General features: G+C 44.3%; 18 protein-coding genes. 5 read left to right on the forward strand and 13 right to left on the reverse strand.

Annotation, left to right across the window (positions count from 1 at the left end):
* Positions 1 to 186: 186 nt before the first annotated feature.
* The 3 genes from IQ457_RS09705 to IQ457_RS09715 form a co-directional block, all read right to left on the reverse strand.
* Positions 187 to 729, reverse strand: a complete 543-nt coding sequence (locus tag IQ457_RS09705; protein ID WP_200663003.1) for an acyl-CoA thioesterase — start codon at positions 727 to 729, stop codon at positions 187 to 189.
* Between the two features lie 68 nt (positions 730 to 797).
* Positions 798 to 1859 (reverse strand): YheT family hydrolase, encoded by a 1062-nt coding sequence (locus tag IQ457_RS09710; protein WP_200663004.1) that lies wholly within the window; start codon positions 1857 to 1859, stop codon positions 798 to 800.
* 199 nt (positions 1860 to 2058) lie between these two features.
* Complete coding sequence (locus IQ457_RS09715) at positions 2059 to 2655, reverse strand: YigZ family protein (protein ID WP_200663005.1); 597 nt, start codon at positions 2653 to 2655, stop codon at positions 2059 to 2061.
* Between the two features lie 197 nt (positions 2656 to 2852).
* Here IQ457_RS09715 and IQ457_RS09720 point away from each other — a divergent pair, with 197 nt between their 5' ends.
* Positions 2853 to 3557 carry a pseudouridine synthase gene (locus IQ457_RS09720; RefSeq protein ID WP_068405762.1) on the forward strand — a complete coding sequence of 235 codons (705 nt, stop codon included), beginning with the start codon at positions 2853 to 2855 and terminating at the stop codon, positions 3555 to 3557.
* Between the two features lie 307 nt (positions 3558 to 3864).
* Positions 3865 to 4947: a disulfide isomerase DsbC N-terminal domain-containing protein gene (locus IQ457_RS09725; protein WP_200663006.1), complete on the forward strand. Its 1083-nt coding sequence runs from the start codon at positions 3865 to 3867 to the stop codon at positions 4945 to 4947.
* Positions 4948 to 5129: 182 nt separating this feature from the next.
* Here IQ457_RS09725 and IQ457_RS09730 read toward each other — a convergent pair whose 3' ends face one another.
* Positions 5130 to 5783, reverse strand: a complete 654-nt coding sequence (locus IQ457_RS09730) for a DUF2939 domain-containing protein (RefSeq protein WP_200663007.1) — start codon at positions 5781 to 5783, stop codon at positions 5130 to 5132.
* 421 nt (positions 5784 to 6204) lie between these two features.
* Here IQ457_RS09730 and dnaJ point away from each other — a divergent pair, with 421 nt between their 5' ends.
* From dnaJ to IQ457_RS09745, 3 genes are all read left to right on the forward strand, one after another.
* On the forward strand, positions 6205 to 7332 hold the full coding sequence (dnaJ, locus tag IQ457_RS09735; protein ID WP_200663008.1) for a molecular chaperone DnaJ: 1128 nt from the start codon (positions 6205 to 6207) through the stop codon (positions 7330 to 7332).
* 145 nt (positions 7333 to 7477) lie between these two features.
* A complete protein-coding gene (dapB, locus tag IQ457_RS09740; protein WP_200663009.1) occupies positions 7478 to 8320 on the forward strand; it encodes a 4-hydroxy-tetrahydrodipicolinate reductase in 843 nt (280 codons plus the stop codon).
* Positions 8321 to 8400: 80 nt separating this feature from the next.
* Positions 8401 to 9330, forward strand: a complete 930-nt coding sequence (locus tag IQ457_RS09745) for a hypothetical protein (RefSeq protein ID WP_200663010.1) — start codon at positions 8401 to 8403, stop codon at positions 9328 to 9330.
* Between the two features lie 100 nt (positions 9331 to 9430).
* On the opposite strand, the gene IQ457_RS09750 is transcribed toward IQ457_RS09745, so the two are convergent.
* From IQ457_RS09750 to erpA, 9 genes are all read right to left on the reverse strand, one after another.
* Positions 9431 to 10606 (reverse strand): type III PLP-dependent enzyme, encoded by a 1176-nt coding sequence (locus IQ457_RS09750; RefSeq protein ID WP_191691813.1) that lies wholly within the window; start codon positions 10604 to 10606, stop codon positions 9431 to 9433.
* A 160-nt stretch (positions 10607 to 10766) separates the two neighbouring features.
* Positions 10767 to 11321: a peptide deformylase gene (def, locus tag IQ457_RS09755; RefSeq protein ID WP_200663011.1), complete on the reverse strand. Its 555-nt coding sequence runs from the start codon at positions 11319 to 11321 to the stop codon at positions 10767 to 10769.
* Positions 11322 to 11546: 225 nt separating this feature from the next.
* Complete coding sequence (locus IQ457_RS09760) at positions 11547 to 11801, reverse strand: GlsB/YeaQ/YmgE family stress response membrane protein (protein WP_068408390.1); 255 nt, start codon at positions 11799 to 11801, stop codon at positions 11547 to 11549.
* A 379-nt stretch (positions 11802 to 12180) separates the two neighbouring features.
* Positions 12181 to 13671, reverse strand: a complete 1491-nt coding sequence (gene mpl, locus IQ457_RS09765) for a UDP-N-acetylmuramate:L-alanyl-gamma-D-glutamyl-meso-diaminopimelate ligase (RefSeq protein ID WP_200663012.1) — start codon at positions 13669 to 13671, stop codon at positions 12181 to 12183.
* 197 nt (positions 13672 to 13868) lie between these two features.
* Entirely contained in the window at positions 13869 to 14501 is a 633-nt protein-coding gene (locus tag IQ457_RS09770) for a copper resistance protein NlpE N-terminal domain-containing protein (RefSeq protein WP_200663013.1), read from the reverse strand.
* 421 nt (positions 14502 to 14922) lie between these two features.
* Positions 14923 to 15435 (reverse strand): disulfide bond formation protein B, encoded by a 513-nt coding sequence (locus tag IQ457_RS09775; protein WP_200663014.1) that lies wholly within the window; start codon positions 15433 to 15435, stop codon positions 14923 to 14925.
* 85 nt (positions 15436 to 15520) lie between these two features.
* Entirely contained in the window at positions 15521 to 17095 is a 1575-nt protein-coding gene (gene gshA / locus IQ457_RS09780; protein ID WP_200663015.1) for a glutamate--cysteine ligase, read from the reverse strand.
* Between the two features lie 295 nt (positions 17096 to 17390).
* The gene (locus IQ457_RS09785; RefSeq protein ID WP_200663016.1) at positions 17391 to 17747 is read right to left on the reverse strand and encodes a roadblock/LC7 domain-containing protein; all 357 of its coding nucleotides are present in this window, start codon (positions 17745 to 17747) and stop codon (positions 17391 to 17393) included.
* Positions 17748 to 18118: 371 nt separating this feature from the next.
* The gene (gene erpA, locus IQ457_RS09790; RefSeq protein ID WP_068407319.1) at positions 18119 to 18499 is read right to left on the reverse strand and encodes an iron-sulfur cluster insertion protein ErpA; all 381 of its coding nucleotides are present in this window, start codon (positions 18497 to 18499) and stop codon (positions 18119 to 18121) included.
* Between the last annotated feature and the right edge of the window lie 399 nt (positions 18500 to 18898).

Raw genomic sequence — 18898 nt, forward strand, 5'->3', positions numbered from 1 at the left:
GTACTCACTAATTGATAAAAAAAGGTCAGCTTTTTAAATCATCAATGCGATGACCGAAAAAACTGACCCATTTCTTTAAACTTACTTACTGCTTAATTCAACTGCAAAAACCCTTTCGCATTCATCAATAACCCAACCACGTCATCACCACTGATGATCGTAAGGCGCTTATCGAACAATCGTATCCTAACCCACTGGCGGCCACGGACGGTCGGCATCACTGATAATCCATTCTGCCACATAGCCGCTCGGCCGTAGCTTCCAATCTGCTTGATTTAGCACCCCTAAGACACGCGAGGTTTCGATCACTTTGCCGCCCTCGGTGACGCCCGTGCGCAGTAGGGCAGAGGAGCAAGGCTTGCCTTTGACCCACATCGACTGCTCGATATATATCCAGCGCTCATCGAAGCCGACGATACGAGTTTTCATGGTGACTTTATCGAAGGCGCGAATGCGTTTGCGATATTGGATGGTACTGCCAGCGACCACCAAACCCCAACGCTGCTTTAAGAGCTGTGTACCAAGGCCGCTCCGTACCGCAAAATCGGTACGTCCCATATCAAAAAGGGTCAGGACGCGGCCATTATTCATCTCCAAGAAATTATCAATATCGGTCAGACGACAGCGAAAGCTAATCTCGCTGGTATCTTTAAACGTTAAGGTATTGCCCTTTTTTACTTGTAGTGCGGCGCGAGCGATGGTACTAGCATAACGAATAAATGGATACATGGCGCAATCTCAAAGAGTTAAAGGTTAAGTAAAAAAAGTAAAGTTTGGCAGAGTGGCAAATGTCATTATCAATGGTTAGACGGCACGCCAATAGACTCAAAATAAGCGCTGACCGTTTCGGGCAACCAGTTGATATCAAATCTTGATTGTTTATAAAGATGCGTCGATTTGTCTTTATCGACGTTATAACGAATAAAGCCCACGTGCCCGCCATGCTCAGTTTCTAAAAGCGTGACAGTATCGGAGACGTCGTTTGGCGTGGCGGTAAACCCAAGGAAAGGGTCGTCTTTAGCGCTGATTAATAATAAAGGTTTGGTTACTTTTATCAAATAAGGCAGCGCCGATGAAGCGTGATAATAATGGTTATTAGAGCGGTAGCCATGACGCGGAGCGGTAAAGATATCATCAAAGTCACTGATACGATTGACCGCTTTGATAGAGTCAATCTCATCTTTAGTAATGTCATTCGCCAAGGCTTTTTTGATAATGGGATTCAGCAGATACGGCGTATAAATACGGTGACTCAAAAAGCTGTGCATACTAAGCGCCGCCGACGACATATCGACAGGTGCTGAAATCACCGCCGCGCCGTCACAGAGTGCTTTGTCGCCATATTCGCCCATATATTTTGCCAGTGCATTACCGCCTAAGGACACGCCTACCGCATAGATATGGGCAAAATTTTTGCGCAAGTTCTCAAGCATATGATGCAGCTCGCCGGTGTCACCAGCGTTATAAAAGACGCGACCGCTCGCCGGAATACCGCCGCAGCTACGAAAGTGAGCGACGACAAAGTGCCATCCTTGCGCATGCATCTGATAGGCCAACGCGCGCGCATAATGACTGTCGCTACTGCCTTCCATACCGTGAAACAATACGATTAATGGGGTTTGCTCAAGCTCGCCATTACCTGCTGAGTTTATAAAATCGGCGTCTATAGGATGCGCATCATAAAAGTCATAGGCAATATCGCTTTCATCCAGCGAGTCTTTTTCGACCACGCGGCGGTAAGTCGGCGTTTTAGGGGCAAAAAATTTGGGTAAAATGCTTTGTAAGTGTGGATTGCTTAACCAAAATGGCGGTTTAAATGGGGCAGGGGTAAAGGTTTTATGTGGTTTCGATGTTGGCATAAAGGTTTCTTATTTAATGGACGTTAAAAATATCGTTAAAATCGTCTTTAACAATCAATGCCTTATCATACCGACGGCGGTTGCTAAAACCAATGCTTTTCAGTGAACGCTCAGTGAACGTATGGTCACTCAAAGCAATTCATCTAGAACTACCATTAAGAAGAACTAAGAAAAATGGCTCTGCATACATACTTATCAATTATCGCGACTCTAAGACACGCCCATCCATCGCCAGCCGCTCTTTTAAGTGATCGATATCTGCTTCAGCAAGCGTTACGGTCAAGGTCACTTGTTTACTATAAGTCACATCATCAATATGCCCGTCCAAGTCCTCAACCACGTAGCGACACTGCGCTTCGGTGGCAAATTCAGCGATTATTTGTACTTGCGCCATCGGCACGTACGGGAGCAGTACCATTTCATCGACGGCCGCCTGCGCAGAACCCGCATAAGCGCGAGTTAGACCGCCTGCACCGAGTTTGATACCGCCAAAGTAACGCACGACAATGATAATCACGTTGCCGATAGATTTATGCTGTAAGACGTTTAATATCGGTCGTCCTGCCGTACCATTTGGTTCGCCATCATCATCAAAGCCTGCGCTAGTGGTGTTATTGGGGTCGCCAATAATATACGCCCAACAGTGGTGACGCGCATCGGCATATTGCACGCGTAGCTGTTCCACGTGAAACATTGCTTGCTCGCGCGAGTTTACAGGATAGGCGTAGGCAATAAACTCAGACTTTTTAATGTCTAAGCGCGCGCTGACCGCATGTTTTAGCGTTTGATAACTCATATTTCATCAGGTCTAGGTTGGATATGGTAAACTTACTTAACTTCCACTGCCTGCCGTATTGGGCGCAGTGTTCATTTAATTTTTTATTATAGTATCACTTCTCATTACTTAAGACAGCGGACAAGCGCAATAGCTGCGCTTGTATGATTGGCTTTTGATACGAAGTTGGTAGTATAAAACGAATGGTAGTCAAGCATATGCGTCTAGATAAATTTATAAGTAAAGCCACTGAGCTGTCGCGCAAAGAGTCAAAGCGGATTTTGCACGCCGGTGAAGTGACGGTAAATGATGCGGTGGTCAAAGATCCAGGGCTGCATGTCGATATCGTCAACGATGAAGTACTGTGGGCGGGCGAGCCATTGTCGGTTGCGACTGGCAATCGCTATATATTGCTTCATAAACCTGAAGGTTTTGAATGCTCTTTAAAAGCCAAAGAATATCCTATCGTCACCGAGCTAATCGCTGTACCTGAGCTTGGCAGCTTGCGTATTGCAGGACGCCTCGATGTCGATACCACGGGCGCCCTACTTATCAGTGACGATGGCAGCTGGTTACACCGTGTGACCAGCCCTAAACATGAGCATGCCAAAATATACGAGCTCACATTAGCAAGTCCCATGGACAGCGACGCGCAAGCCAATGCCGTCAAAGAAGTGGCTGAAGGTATCCTTTTAGAAGGCGACCACGAAGAAACCAAGCCTGCTACCCTTGAGTTTATTGATGAAACCCATGCACGCTTGACCTTGGAGCAGGGTAAATATCATCAAGTAAAACGTATGATGGGCTATTTTGGTAATCGGGTCACCGAGCTGCATCGCGCCAGCATTGGTCATATCACCTTAGACGGTTTGGAGAAAGGTGACAGTCGTTTCTTAACGCCGGAAGAAGTCGCTAAATTCTAAAATTAGGCTCTGCTGCATCTTAAACAGTCATAAAAATTTTCTACAAAAAAAGCAGCCACGAAAAAGTGCGCTGCTTTTTTAATGTCCACTGTTTACCGTTATACTCCCTGGCTACTGTCTGTGTTGCCTATCTCTTAAAGCTCAGTAGCAATTTTGCAAAATTGAGGCTTTTAAACTTTGCAAAAACTGTCCTTGTGCTAAAGTCTGCCTATATTTTTTAATCTATATTTTTACATAATATAGTCAGCTTTATTAATAATGAGCATTTTTAAAGTATTGCTATTAAAAATCAATAGGACAGTCTTCTGTGAAATTCTCTCTGTTAAAATCTGCCAGCTTAATCAGTGTCATATTATTGACTACCACCGCTTGTGCGCAGCAAAGCGCCACTGACACTATCAAAAATAATGTCAACCAAGCGCCGCAAAATAGTGCAAGTATACAAAGTACGCAAGCGACTAGCAGTGTGAGCAAAGCTGTCGATAGTCAATTACGCCAACTGCTGAGCCAAGCCGGTATCAAAACGCAAATCACTTCTATTGTGCCCTCTAAATTGCCCAACATGTATCAAGTGAACTTGGTAGGACAGCCGCCGCTGCATATCACTAAAGAGGGTAAATATGTCATCCAAGGTGAGCTACAAAAGAATCCAAGCAAACGCGTCGTCACAAAAACACCAGCGCGTAGCAGCAGCTTGCAAGTAGGCAAGCCCGTCAGTGCCAGCCTGAAATCTGACCTATTAGCAAATATGGGCGCGCTTAAAAACATGAGTACTAAAACGCCGTTCTTTTATACCGCCGTGCCGGGAGTCATTTGGGGTGCGACTTTAGAAGGTGTGCCATTTCTACTATCAGACGATGGGCAATATATCACCGACGGTGAGATATCAGTGATTGAAAACGGTCAGTTTATCGGGCTTGATAGCAACTTTGAGCGCCTTAAGAACCAAGCGGTATTTGCAACCTTAGACCACAGCCAACTGATTACTTATCCTGCCACCAGCCCTGAGAAAGCGGTTATTTATGTCGCTAATGATGTCAATTGTCCTTATTGTCGCCGTCTCCATCAGCAGCTACCCATGCTCAATGCCAAAGGCGTGACGGTAAAAACCATCGGTTATCCAATCTATGAAAAGTCGCCTGAGCAAATGCGCGCTATCTGGTGTCAGGGTAGTGAGGACAGCCGCCGCACAGCTTTTGATAAAGCAATGCTACAAGGTAAAATGACGCCGGCACCAGCCAGCTGTAAAGCCGATTATGTAACGCCTAACCGTGAAAAATCAGCAGGGCTTGCGGTCATGGCAACGCCGGCAATTTATCGTGAAGATGGCGTCCTTTATCAAGCAAGCTTTGAGAGCCCAGAGTTTTTAGAGTTCTTGGGTGTAGAGTAAATGATTAAGAAGTCTGTTTATTAAGAGCTCTGATTATTAAAAGCTCTGATTATTAAAAAGTCTATAACATAGAAAGTAACCATTAAAAACTGCCCTATGAGCGATGTCCATAGGGCAGTTTTTAATGGTGCTTAATGATTGATTCTATCAGTCTATCTCAGTGACAGCTATTGTAGTAACAGCTATTGCGGTAAAACAATATCGACGATTTTCCAATTTATCAAACCTTCGCGCTGCATCTCGATAGTCAGCGGATAACCTTTCACCTGACCGCTAATGGTAAAGCAGTTAATCCCGCAATAAGCCAGTTTTGGCTTGTCACTATCCGTACCTTGCGCCGCTTGTTGCTCAAGCTCGGCCGCTTGTTTTTGCATGATTTGCTGCATTTGGTTTTTGACTACGGCATTGACGTCGCCGCGCTGAATGATTAAATTTTGAATCAGGTTTTTAAGATCGACTTGGTTACTGGCTATCGCCCATGCTGCGGCAAGCTCCTTGGTCGCGGTATTGGCTTGACCTTGGGTGTTAATCAGTTTTTCAATATTTTGCGGAGTAATAGCGCCATCGACCGCTTGAGTGATAAAACCATTGGCCGCTTCGGTTAATGGCGCGCCGCCAAGTTCGGCGACCAATGGATATTTGGTCATGGTCACTGCAAATTGGCTGGTCAGCTGATTTTGAATACTGGGTCGCACCTGCTCATAATCAATCGCCGCTGCGATCGTTGCACCATCTTTGGCATCGTAGGCATTTTTAAGCTGATAAGCGCTGTAATAAGGCGAACCGCCATAGATAGCGACGGCAATGACAATCAACAAAACAATCAGCTTTTTCATAAAAATACGACCTTAGCGCAAACCTAATGGTTAAAAAATTAAAAACAGTATTTATATATATATCAATATCGCGCTAAATATTAGCACGCCTACGCCTTATAAAGGTATGGAAACCTTTGTGCAATTCTTAATAAATCCTTTTTTAGGGCATCTACAGCCTCATAATTTATAATTTAGACGCCTCAGTGCTTGATAAATCCCGCCATCATCTCCATAAATAGCGCAAACTTTTAATAATTGATTTGGCTAAGCAGCATCCCGCCGTATTCGCTCGTAAGATTCATAAGTTATCCTCTTTTTGCTACCTATTCACCACGTTTCATGTGAAACCTGTAAGTAGGTGCGTGCAGTGCAAAGGAGAAGATTGACTTGGGTTGATGAATCGGCCGATCGGTGGACTGTAAAGACGATAGGAGAGCCCATGAGTAAGCGCGATTTTTATGAAGTATTAGGTGTCAGTAAGACCGCTGACAGCAAGGAAATTAAGCGAGCCTACCGCAAGCTGGCCATGAAATACCATCCTGACCGCAATTCTGATGATCCTGATGCTGAAGACAAATTTAAAGAAGCGTCGATGGCGTATGAAGTATTGAGCGATGAAGACAAGCGCTCAGCTTATGATCGCATGGGACACGCGGCGTTTGAAAACGGCATGGGCGGTGGCGGTTTTGGCGGCGGTGGCAATTTCCAAGATATCTTTGGCGACATTTTTGGCAACTTTGGCGACATTTTTGGTCAATCACGCGGCGGCGGTAGCCGTTCACGCCGCGGTTCAGACTTACGTTATGTCATTGAGCTAACCTTAGAAGAAGCAGTACGCGGCTGTAAAAAAGAAATCAGCTTTACGGCACCTGCGCCGTGCGATACCTGCGATGGTAAAGGCGCAAAAGACGCTTCTGATGTGGTCACTTGTCAGATGTGTCATGGTCAAGGCCAAGTGCGTATGCAGCAAGGCTTTTTTGCCGTGCAGCAGACGTGTCCGCAGTGTGGCGGCTCTGGTAAACAGATTAAAAACCCTTGCTCTGACTGTCATGGCAGCGGCGTAAAAGATAAATCGCGCACGCTTGAAGTGTCTATCCCAGCGGGCGTTGACGATGGTGACCGTGTCCGCCTAGCAGGTGAAGGCGAAGCGGGCGGCGCTGGCGTACAAAACGGTGACTTATACGTTGAAGTACGTGTGAAACCGCACGACGTCTTTAACCGTCAAGGCGCTGACCTCTATATGGACGTGCCAGTGAGCATTACTGATGCGGCACTCGGTAAAGAAGTAGAAATCCCAACCTTAGATGGTAAAGTCAACATCAAGGTCGCTGAAGGGACGCAAAGTGGCAAATTGCTGCGTGTGCGCGGTAAAGGCGTGACGCCAGTACGTACGACGATGAAAGGCGATTTGATTTGTCGTGTGGTCATCGAGACGCCAGTGAATCTAACGCGCGAGCAAAAAGACTTGTTACGTCAATTCCAAGATACGCTTGATGGTGACAGCAAGCATCAGCAGTCACCCCATAAAAAGTCATTCTTTAAAAAGATTGGTGATTTGTTTGATTGATAGCTAAGCCCTACTGTTTAAGTCATTATAAGGCCTATTGTTTCACGTGAAACGATAGGCCTTTTTGTTGATGCTATAAAAAACCATTTATCCATTATATTTGCTAAACTTAACCTATCAAAAATAAAATATCTAGGGTAGCTATATGAGTCAGCAGTCAAAAAACAAAGAGCAAAAAAAAACCATTAACGTTGGCGTTATCGGTGCCGGCGGGCGTATGGGGCGTATGCTGATTGAAGCGGTGCAAGACAACGCACAAACCACGCTGAACGCCGCGATTGAACGTCAAGGCTCAAGCCTTGTCGGTGCCGATGCGGGCGAAGTTGCCGCGATTGGTCGTTTAGATGTGCAAATTGTCGATGATTTAACAGCCGTTATTAATGACATCGATGTATTAATTGATTTTAGCTTACCTGATGCTACCGAACAAAATATGCAACTCTGCGCGGCAAGCAACGTTGCGATGGTGATTGGCACAACAGGCTTTAATGAGCAGCAAGAGCAAGTATTACAAGCAGCCAGTAAGCAAATCGCTATTGTCTATGCGGGTAATTATTCAACGGGCGTTAATTTGTCCTTAAAGCTACTGGCTATGGCCGCAAAAGCCTTTGGCAATGATGCCGATGTAGAAGTTATCGAAGCCCATCATAAACACAAAATCGACGCACCATCGGGCACGGCTTATATGATGGCAGAAGCAGTCGCAGAAGCGCGCGGACAGAACTTAAAAGACGTTGCCATTTATGGCCGCGAAGGGCAAACAGGCGAGCGCGAAGCTGGCAGTATTGGCATTCATGCGATACGCGGCGGTGAAATCATCGGTGATCATACCGTAATGTTTATTGCCGACGGTGAAGTGGTTGAAATTACCCACCGTGCGCGTGCGCGTATGACCTTTGCCGCTGGAGCGGTACGTGCGGCCACTTGGGTAATTGAGCAAGAATTTGGTCAATATAACATGCAGGATGTTTTAGGCTTAAATGACTAAACCTAAAGAATTAGGTTTCTCATTGATGGTTTGGTAGCGGTTACTTATTGATAAAGCAGAATGACTGCTAGGAGTCAGACATGAATAAGTTTAGCGAACATCTAATAGCCTATTTTAGTCGTACGCTGGCTATGATAAAAGCTACCAAAATCATAAGTTATACCTGTCCGATAGTATTTATCTTAAGTTTAACGGTATTGCCAATCGTCGTACAAGCGGCCGCTTATCAAACTTATGTGATTCATACCTATGGTGGCGAGAGCTTATTACCAGCGGTGCGTCAAGAGTTAAGTAGCAGTCGCGATGGCGGTACGGTGTCGACTTATCAAGATAAGCTCGTATTACATACCACGGCTGCTAATTATCAAAAAGTACAGCAGTTACTTAGTCAGATTGACGGTCAACCGCAGGCGTTGACCGTTGCTGTGCGTGTCGGTAATAGTCGTCAATCCCAAGGTAATATCCAGCAAGGTCGGGTTGTTATTAGTAATCGCGGTATTCAAGGTACTGGCGTAATCAGCCAAAGTAATAGCCAACAACAAGGTAATAACCTATATCAAGTACAAACGCTGTCGGGCAGCGCAGCAAGCATCAGCACAGGCACGCTTTACTCATTAAACCAAAGCTATATTGCCAATAGTTATCTAGGATATCCAAATTATCCGAATGTTCATCGCCCTTCAGGGCAAATTATTATTCAGCAGCAAGTATTACTGCCGACGACGCAAGGGATTACGGCGACGCCAAGGCTACTACCAAACGGGCAGGTCGAAGTACAATTATCCCAAGTAGAAGAACAGCTCGTGCGCGCTAATCCTTCTTATAATCGCTATGGCTATAATAATAGCGTGCAAGGGCAAATATTGAATAGCACCATTGTCGTCCCACGTGGGCAGTGGGTCAATATTGGACAAATCTCACAAAACAATCAAAGCCAAAGCTCAGGTTATGCCAGTAATAGGACGCTAAATAGCAGTAATAGCGTACCTATTTCATTATTGGTACAGTAGCTGATTATTAATGTTGTCGCGAAGCAAAAATAACAAAGCGCGGCACTGTGATAAGCAGTACCGCGCTTTGTTACTGTTATTGATATTAATTGGTTAAAAATTAATCAATATAAACCACCTCTAATGGCGGAAAACCATTAAACTCGACCGACGAATACGAGTTGGTATAAGCACCCGTGGTTAACCAAAAGATTTTATCGCCAATCTCTAGCTCTTCTGGCAACTGGTAACCCGCTTCTTCATACATGATGTCGGTTGAGTCACACGTTGGCCCTGCCAATACGACCGTGCCTTCGCTGGTTGAGGTTTCCATTTTAGGCGTGTAGACAGGATACTTGATTGCTTCGCCTAGAGTCTCGATTAAGCCTTGGAATAAGCCCACATCGGTATATACCCAGCGCGTCAAATCCGTATCTGATTTACGCGAAATCAGCACCACATCGCTGACCAAGACACCCGAGCCGCCAACCAATGAACGACCAGGCTCAAGGATAATCTCTGGCATCTCATCTTCATTGTAGTCATCAGTCAAATAACTGGTAATCTCTTCTGCATAGACTTTGACCGGATTGACTTCGCTGATATAGTTTGCCGGAAAGCCGCCGCCCAAATTAATCATTTGTAACTTAATGCCTTCCTCATTTTTCATCCAGTCGAACATATATTTGACCTTGGCGAGCGCATCATCCCAAGCGGCGACGTCTTTTTGCTGGCTACCGACGTGAAACGAGATACCATAAGGCACCAAGCCCAATTCGCGCGCTTGAATCAACAAGTCAATCGCCATATTTGGATGGCAACCAAATTTACGTGATAGCGGCCATTCAGCGGTTTCAGAGCCTTGTACTAAGATACGCACAAATACTTTTGAACCAGGCGCGTGCTTAGCGATATTTTTTAAATCCGCTTCAGAATCGGTTGCGTACAAATCAATCCCTTTTTCAAAGGCATATTTGACATGCTGCGCTTTTTTAATGGTGTTGCCATAAGAGATACGCGATGGCTCAACGCCGCAATCAAGCACCCGATCCAGCTCATAGATTGACGCACAGTCAAAGTTTGACCCAAGCTCAGCCAATAAGTTAATGACTTCAACCGCAGGACTTGCCTTCATAGCATAATGAATTTTTGCCTTTGGAAAAAAACCAACCATTTCCGCATATTTTGTTTTAATGCGGCTTAAGTCGACCACCAAAAACGGGGTTTCGCGACCTTCGGCAGCTTTGGTAAATTTCTGCCAGCCGGCAGGGTCAAAATATTGGTCAATTTTGATCATGGTCATGGTGGGGAAACCTTTAATGAAGACAGTGAATGTCGGAGAATAAAAATAGCAGAGAATTAAAACGTTAGAATATAAAAGCCAATCTTATCATCATAAAGCCATTATTTTTAACGATAATGATAGGACAACAAACGTGGCTTAAAATATAAATGTATTAAGAGTTGGTGGTTTGTGGCTGTTTATCCGCGATTTGCTCGCCCTGTTTTTCGCGTATTTTAAGCACTTTACGCACTTTATCACGCGCCCGCGTTTGTTTAAGACGCGATAAATAATCGACAAAGATGACGCCATTTAAATGATCCATTTCATGTTGGATACAGACGGCAAGTAAGCCTTCGACTTCTTCATCAATTTTATTGCCATTTTCATCCAAGGCCTCGATACGTACTTTGGTTGGACGTTCAACCTTATCATAGACTTCAGGCACCGACAAACAGCCCTCTTCGTACGGCTGCTTTTCTTCTACCAATGGCGTAACTTTCGGGTTAATAAATACCCTTGGGTTGTCTTTGTCTTCCGATAAATCCATGACGATAAGCTGAATATGACGGTCGACTTGGCTTGCCGCCAAACCAATACCTTGGGCATCATACATCGTCTCAATCATATCGGCGATTAAGGTTTTGATTTCAGCAGTAACTTCCTTGACAGGCTTAGCAATCGTGCGTAAGCGCGGGTCGGGATAGCTTAAAATAGGGAGTAACGCCATAAGGCTCACCTCAATGATAAAGATAAAATAGGTCTGATATTATAAGATAAATGGGGGCAAAAGTAATGCATATCAATACATAAGGTGTTTTATGCTTAGGGAATAACATAAGAAAAACTGACTATTAATAATTCAGATAGAAAATGCAGTCATTAAAAAAGGTCTTACGCTAGGTAAGACCTTTTTTATATGCTCTAATTTATTACGAGTAACGGCTTGCGCTTGTTATACGCGGCGTTTGTTCATAATCATCTCATAGATAAACAGTAAGATAATCGCACCGATTACTGAGAAGATAAGTCCGGTAAAGCCGCCATCAGCATTGATACCGATTAAGCCGGCGACAAAACCACCAAGCATCGCACCAACGATACCCAATACGATGGTCATAATCCAACCCATCGGGTCGTTGCCCGGTTTAATAGCGCGTGCCAATAAACCTGCGACCAAACCTACGATAATCATCCAAATAAAGCTCATTGTTATTCTCCTAATGTTTTTAATTTATATGGTTATTTATAATCTGTTACTTATTTGATGAACTCATTGTAATCATTAGCCACTATAAAAAGTAACGACGAAATGTTATCTGTGTACGGGCTATGTGAGAAAAAAGCCATATTTGCTATCAAGCAGATGAAATAGGTAAACGGCAGGTTAAAAAGGTAGTAAAGTCGCTAACGTAACAAAGTGTTGATTACTATCATGTGTAAATTATTCAAATAATTATATGGACTTATAAACGTTGAAGGAGCTATCTATAGGAAGGAAACTAGCTATAAAAAAAGCATAGCTCGTTTAACGAACTATGCTCTTAGAAATAACAAGGTCTTAATATGCTTAATATTTAAGCAAAGATTTATTTATTGCGCAGCGCGGTCAATAGACGCTGGTGAATCCCTTCAAAGCCGCCATTCGACATAATGACAATCGCATCGCCCGCTTGAGCGTTATTAATAATATACCTAATAATCGCCTCGGTACTAGACAATACTTGCTGGCTTGCGATATTGGGTTTGTTAGCTTTGGCATTATCAACGACGTCTTTTAGGCCCCATTCAAGTCCGGTTGGTTCATACCATAAAGTATGGTCGGCGAGGGCGGCGGATTCAGCCAAGCTGTCTTGGTGAATGCCCATTTTCATGGTGTTGCTGCGCGGCTCGATAATCGCCCAAATCCGTCTGTCTGCCAGTTTCTTTTTAGCGCCATCTAAGGTAGTCGTAATAGCGGTCGGATGATGGGCGAAATCATCAAATACCAAGATGTCGTTGACATCGCCAATCAGCTCCATACGACGTTTGATACCAGCGAAAGCGGATAATGCTGCGCAGGCGGTTTTAATATCGACACCAACATTATAAGCGGCGGCAACCGCAACTAGCGCATTATTGACGTTATGAATACCGCTCATCGACCAATCGACGATCGCTGTATGCTCATCGTTCCCTGCAAAGCTGACGCTAAATTGACCGCCATCAGCGCTGATAAGTTCGGCTTGCCAGTCGTTAGTGTGCTGTAAATTCTGCTCGTCTTTTTTATGATCAACTGACTGTTTATCAATAACCGCCGTCCGCCAAACTGGCGTCCAAACACCTTTTGCTAAAGTCTCCTCTAAGCTAATGGTCGCCGCTGGCATGATGATTTTGCCGCTACTTGGAATCATGCGCACCATATGGTGAAACTGGGTTTGGATGGCGTTTAGGTCAGCGAAGATATCGGCATGGTCAAATTCAAGATTGTTTAAAATAGCGGTACGCGGGCGATAATGGACGAACTTTGAGCGTTTATCAAAAAACGCTGAATCGTATTCATCGGCCTCAATAACGAAGTAGCCGGTTTTTCCTCCACTGCCATCAGCGACTTTTTTAGCACCCAAATAGCTGCTATGGGCAAAGACTTGTTGCAGGTGTTCATCACTAGTATTAACCAAGGGCACGCCGCCAATCAAAAATCCTGTATCAATACCGGCATAATGTAATATCCATGCCAGCATGGTTGTCGTGGTGGTCTTACCGTGCGTACCTGCCACAGCGATGACATGGCGCGATTGTAGCACTTGCTCAGATAAGAACTGCGGCCCTGAGGTGTAGCGCAGACCGCTATCGAGCATATATTCGATAACATCCATGCCACGCTTCATGGTATTACCAACCACCACCAAATCAGGCGCTGGCTGCAAATGCTCGACTAAATAACCTTCGGCAATGGTCACGCCCGCATTTTCAAGTTGGGTGGACATTGGCGGATAGACATTGGCGTCTGAGCCTGTGACTGTATGCCCAAGGCTGCGCGCCAGTAACGCCAGCGAGCCCATAAAAGTACCGCAAATACCAAGAATATGAATATGCATAGACGTTCCGTACACGCTTAAAAAGGAGGGGATTGAGCTTGAATGTCAGCCAACAGTGATTACTACAGCCAGCAGTTCGGTAGGTAGCTCAATAATCAAAGCCTCATTGTAAAGTAAACACCATAAGATGACCAATAAAAAACGCCTAGTCGGTAGGCGTTGTGTGGACTCTCAATTTGGCTGAGGTAGGCAGTTATTTATTTACGAGAAAGGGTGTAGTCATCGTTAAGATTGGCATCAGTGTCCATCATAATCAAATGGTTGTCACTGATTTTATAGGTTTCGATGTTTTTTCTCTCATAAACGATGGTGATTTTATCGTCATCTTGGCGATAAACCCCTGATTCTAACAAAGGCGGAACGGTCGGCGCCGCATCATTAAAAACACTGGTTTTTAGCACAGAGCCATCAGCGAACAAATTTAAGGTAATCTCGATATTATCGCAAGAAGCACACGGTACCACACCGCCATAATCGCCCATCAAGGTGGCTTGTAAGCTGCTGTCGCTACTGGCGGCCGAAATCATCGGCGCGCGGCGACTGTTGTCATTTGAATTTGCTGCTGCTATCAGTGATTGGCCTTCTGCATTATTTGTCTCATTCACTGCATCGTCGGTCAGATTGTTTTGAACATCAATATCCTGCAAGTCAGCAAGTGCCACCGTATTGGTAGTCTGAGCACCTTGCGTTGTTGTGTTATTGGCAGTCGTAGAAGATGAGGCGCTATCACAGCTCATGAGTAGCAAACAGAGCGGCAGTGCTAGCAAGGGGCGCGTACAGCGTCTCATAGCGGTAATTGCAGCGGAGGAATAGGGTAAGATAGTAATCATAGTGTTACCAAAAAACATTTTTTAATAGTGGGTTTCAGCCTTGTCAGTAGGATAACTAATTAAAGTCTTGGTAAAAGTTAAAGAAATTGTAAGGGACAATCTTAGCGCCAACAGGCAGCGCTTGCGACCCTCACTTCGTTAAATTATGTGATAGACCTCATGGTTTTGATAACACACTTCGCCATTTGGCTTTGGAAACACCAGCTATATACGTTTAAAGTGCAATTAAGACTACCGTTATTCCAATAGGGTAAATAAACACCTTGGATATATCAAAGTGTAAAAGTGACTAGAGCGTGTCGTTAATTAAACCCTATGGCTTTAAACGTGCTAAAAACGCCTGAAATATGAGCCAAAAAAATAACCGTCCATGCGTTGTGCAGGACGGTTATTGGCTACTCATAAGGGTAGTAGAAGCAGGTTAGCGGGCAGGGCGTACGATACGCCACAAAATCAGCAAATGTACCAATATCAAAATGCTAAATAAAATCAAAGATTGCTCAGGGATACTCAAACCCATAAACGTCCACTCAATAGACGCGCATTCACCAGAGCCGGCAAATACTTCTTTTAATACTTGCTGCATCGGTAGGGTGTCAAGCCAATAGTCTAAGCCGGGTCCACATGAGGGCACTTGGTCGGCGGGCAAATGCTGTAGCCATACGTGCCGACCGGCAACTACTGCTGCCCAGCCAATACCTGCCAAACTGCCAAGCCATAATAGTAAGCGGACAATTTTTGATTTTGGGTCAAATATAGCGGCAATCAAAGCAAAGCCGCCCATAATCATCAGACCGATGCGCTGAAAGATACATAGCGGACAAGGCGAAAACCCCATATAACGCTGTAAGAAAAATAGCGCAAAGCTCATGCCGATCACGGCCATGATTACTAAAAACACTTGTAGATTACGGTAAGTGGTCAGCTGTCGCATGGGGCGAATACTCTTATAAAGTGCTCATTGATATAGGATAAAACTAATAAAAAGCAGACTGTTAAAAGGTCAAATTAATCAACCATTAACGGTACTGTTGTAAAAATTCCATAAAATCTTCGGTTTCGGCAGCTTCAAGCTCTGCCTGCTGCAAGATAGATTTTTCGGCAAGTACTTCATATTTGGCTTGAGTGTTTGGGCTCAACGTCTGCTGTAATATCGACTCACGATGCTGCTGCGCCAAAGTAAAGCCAAGCTGCCATAAGCTACCCAAACGTTTACTATCCGAGTTCACTTGTGCCGAGATGGTTGACTCAGGATGCCCTGCTTTACCTTGCATTAAAGCAACTGCTGTCCGATATTCATTACCCCCATAATGCGCGTCAAGCAGCTCTGCCAATGGCTGCATACGGCTTAAGTGCATGAGCATCCAGCTTTCAAGGGTTTGCTCATCACCATTATTAATGATTTGCAAGTTTTCGCGGCGACCTTCGTTGACCACGCGTTCTAAATTAACCGCCAACGCTTCTTCTTCTGCTGGCAGCAGCTCTGGCGAATCACTGAGCAGGCAGTACAATGCCATCACTTCTAAAAAGCAGGCGCTAGATAAACGAATGCCAATATCGCTATAAGGGTCGAGGTCGATAGCACGAAACTCAACGTAAGCGATACCGCGACGCTCAAGCGCTTCGGTTGGGCTCTCGCCACTCATCGCGATTTGTTTGGGGCGAATCGGACTATAGTATTCATTTTCTATTTGTAGAATATGGTCATTGATTTGTATCGGATTACCGTCGGCATCATCTAAGCCAAGTTTCTCAAAGCTTGCATGCGGGGTCTGAATCGCACGGCGCAGCCCTTTAATATACTCGGGCAAATTATTATAACGAATATCGAGATGTTCTTGCACGCTGTTGGTATAGCCAAGCTTGCCCATACGTAGGCTGGTCGCCGTCGGTCTATAGTAGGTTGAGTCATTGAGCAGCTCAAGGTCATGTTCGATACCTGACACAAAGCACGGACAAACGCTAGGGCTGGCCCCTAATAAATACAGTACCAAACTGGTCAGACGTTTAAAGTTACGAATCAATCCCAGATACTTGTCATTTTTAAATTCGGTTAGGGTCAAATCTTGCGCGCTTGGCGTTTGCGCTTGCCACGCGGCAAATAAATCATCGCCAAACGATAGGTTATAGTGCAAGCCGGCAATCGTCTGCATACGGCGACCATAACGGATACCAAGTCCACTACGATAGAGGGTTTTTAGCTTACCCGTATTAGAGCTGCCATAGTCTGCTAGCGGAATATCTTCATCTTTTGATGACAGCATACACGGCATTGACAATGGCCACATCAGCTCGCCTTCAGGCATACCTTGATAAACCAATAAATGCAATTGGCGCAACATGGTTAGCGTTTCTTTTGGAGAGGTTTTTGGGTCAGTGATAAGTTCGAGCAGACTTTCAGAGTAATCGGTGGTGATAAATGGATGGGTGAGCTTGGAGCCAAGCTTGGCTGGATGCGGAGTTTGCGCCAAGTAGCCGTCAGGTTTAACCCGCAGCCCTTCTTTTTCGATACCGCGCAGCATGCCGCTTAAATGCTTGCTATCAAACCAGTTTGGAATTTTAAAATCGACAAAGCTGCTCGCAAAATTACTCATAATAGTCATCTGTTGTTATTAGTTATGGTCGGTCGCCACACAATCGCTGTGCAACCGCAAAAACGGGTTATAGAATCACGTCAGTTTAGCCCAAAGCCGCCCCAAAAACCACGTACAATTACAAATACAGTAAGCTTCATTAGCGCTCAGACAGCGGTTATTTGACTTGTAAAGGTGGCGGCTCCGTGCAGTTATTAACCAAATCTATTGGCTTAAAGTAAATACCTAGAAAACAAAAAAGCATCTACTTATCAAGTAGATGCTTTAGATAACTCATTGTTTTGTACCAACAGGCTTACGAGAATTCTAATTCCGTCTCGAAACCTTTTAAAATATGACGCGCCATTGCAAGGTTTGATTTTTGACGGTCAAGTACAAGGTATAAGAACAAGTTGTCGTTACGTACTAGTGGACGTAGCAAATGATACTGCTTGCTCAAAGTGATAAGAATGTCTTCGATGTTTTCATTTAAATTTAGCGCTGCTGCTACTTTGCGCTTAGAGCGTAGCACTTCGGTGTTGCCAGCCGCTGCTAGCTCAAGGTCGATACCAGAGCCAAGAGTAGCCATTGCAAGACCAGATTCGCTGTCTACTAGGGCGGCGGCGATAAAGCCGTCGATGTCGTTTAATGCGTCAAGTGATAACTTAGCCATGAGGGTGTGCCTTAATAACTTGGGATAGGGATAGGATTATTTTTTAGTCATTATTCTTTAGGAGCAAAATCCTTTAATAAAAAACCTTCTCACAAAAATCTTTTAATAAAAGGCTTGCAAATAGCAGCGTTGCAAAACATCTTAAGTACTCACTAAAATACAGGATTAATTAGTCTAGCTACTCAAAGGAAGGTGGTATTTAAGCACATTCCCATAAAAAAAACAATCGCAAACCGACTAAAGCCGCTTTTTACCGGATTATCGGTCAAAAACATCTTTTTCAGTTTACGAATGTATACTCAATTTGATCTAAAAGGACTGTATTGCTTTTAAAATAAAGCCATTATTTCGACTTGTTTAACTCGACTTGCTTAAAGTGAGAACGATGAACCACAGCCACAGGTCGTGGTGGCGTTTGGATTGGTGACAATAAAGCGTGCGCCCTCTAAGCCTTCGGTATAGTCTACGGTCGAGCCTTGCAGATACTGATAGCTTAGCGAATCGACGACTAAGGTTACATCGTCATTATCAAAATTGGCATCATCTTCATTGAGCTCATTGGCAAAGTTAAAGCCATAAGAGAAACCTGAACAGCCGCCGCCCGTCACATAGACACGCAGCATCAGATTGCTATCACCTTCTTCTTCACGTAGGCGACGTACTTTTTTTGCCGCGCTGTCAGTTAAGTTTAAGGCGGTTGGGTCGACTGGTTGACTTGTGCTTGGATTAAATTGATTGGCTGATTCGTTCATATCTACCTCAGTTGCTAAAATCAAATGATTTGTTTTTTATTTCTGCGAGGTCGTCTATTTATACTGGATAGGGCGACTGATAAGTAGCGGCTGATAACGCCTAGGCTACGGTAAAATTTTTTATATTTGTTAAGGCATTTAGCAATGTAACATTTTAGCAATGTAACTTAGTATTGAAACATTATTGTGGCATGGCAATTTGGTGAATAGCAATACGGACGCTACTTAACTTTAAAGGCTCAATTTCGAACACCTAACTGCATGATGTCAATAGTATTTTACTAGTATAACATAATTGGGGTGCTGATTGATTTGTCAAGGGTGACAGTAGCGTTTGCAACTATATATCGGTTTTAAGTACCTAAATTTTAAATTTTTGGTGCATCATTATGATCGCAA

Source organism: Psychrobacter sp. M9-54-1 (genome assembly GCF_016613355.1).
GTDB classification, from domain to species: domain Bacteria; phylum Pseudomonadota; class Gammaproteobacteria; order Pseudomonadales; family Moraxellaceae; genus Psychrobacter; species Psychrobacter faecalis.

Excerpts from the sequence above, each read along its gene's own strand:
- IQ457_RS09730 (WP_200663007.1), bottom strand. The coding sequence starts at position 5,783 with ATGAAAAAGCTGATTGTTTTGTTGATTGTCATTGCCGTCGCTATCTAT.
- IQ457_RS09785 (WP_200663016.1), bottom strand. The coding sequence starts at position 17,747 with ATGGCTAAGTTATCACTTGACGCATTAAACGACATCGACGGCTTTATC.
- IQ457_RS09770 (WP_200663013.1), bottom strand. The coding sequence starts at position 14,501 with ATGATTACTATCTTACCCTATTCCTCCGCTGCAATTACCGCTATGAGA.
- IQ457_RS09720 (WP_068405762.1), top strand. The coding sequence starts at position 2,853 with ATGCGTCTAGATAAATTTATAAGTAAAGCCACTGAGCTGTCGCGCAAA.
- mpl (WP_200663012.1), bottom strand. The coding sequence starts at position 13,671 with ATGCATATTCATATTCTTGGTATTTGCGGTACTTTTATGGGCTCGCTG.
- dapB (WP_200663009.1), top strand. The coding sequence starts at position 7,478 with ATGAGTCAGCAGTCAAAAAACAAAGAGCAAAAAAAAACCATTAACGTT.
- IQ457_RS09745 (WP_200663010.1), top strand. The coding sequence starts at position 8,401 with ATGAATAAGTTTAGCGAACATCTAATAGCCTATTTTAGTCGTACGCTG.
- gshA (WP_200663015.1), bottom strand. The coding sequence starts at position 17,095 with ATGAGTAATTTTGCGAGCAGCTTTGTCGATTTTAAAATTCCAAACTGG.
- def (WP_200663011.1), bottom strand. The coding sequence starts at position 11,321 with ATGGCGTTACTCCCTATTTTAAGCTATCCCGACCCGCGCTTACGCACG.
- erpA (WP_068407319.1), bottom strand. The coding sequence starts at position 18,499 with ATGAACGAATCAGCCAATCAATTTAATCCAAGCACAAGTCAACCAGTC.
- IQ457_RS09705 (WP_200663003.1), bottom strand. The coding sequence starts at position 729 with ATGTATCCATTTATTCGTTATGCTAGTACCATCGCTCGCGCCGCACTA.
- dnaJ (WP_200663008.1), top strand. The coding sequence starts at position 6,205 with ATGAGTAAGCGCGATTTTTATGAAGTATTAGGTGTCAGTAAGACCGCT.
- IQ457_RS09760 (WP_068408390.1), bottom strand. The coding sequence starts at position 11,801 with ATGAGCTTTATTTGGATGATTATCGTAGGTTTGGTCGCAGGTTTATTG.
- IQ457_RS09775 (WP_200663014.1), bottom strand. The coding sequence starts at position 15,435 with ATGCGACAGCTGACCACTTACCGTAATCTACAAGTGTTTTTAGTAATC.
- IQ457_RS09710 (WP_200663004.1), bottom strand. The coding sequence starts at position 1,859 with ATGCCAACATCGAAACCACATAAAACCTTTACCCCTGCCCCATTTAAA.
- IQ457_RS09715 (WP_200663005.1), bottom strand. The coding sequence starts at position 2,655 with ATGAGTTATCAAACGCTAAAACATGCGGTCAGCGCGCGCTTAGACATT.
- IQ457_RS09750 (WP_191691813.1), bottom strand. The coding sequence starts at position 10,606 with ATGATCAAAATTGACCAATATTTTGACCCTGCCGGCTGGCAGAAATTT.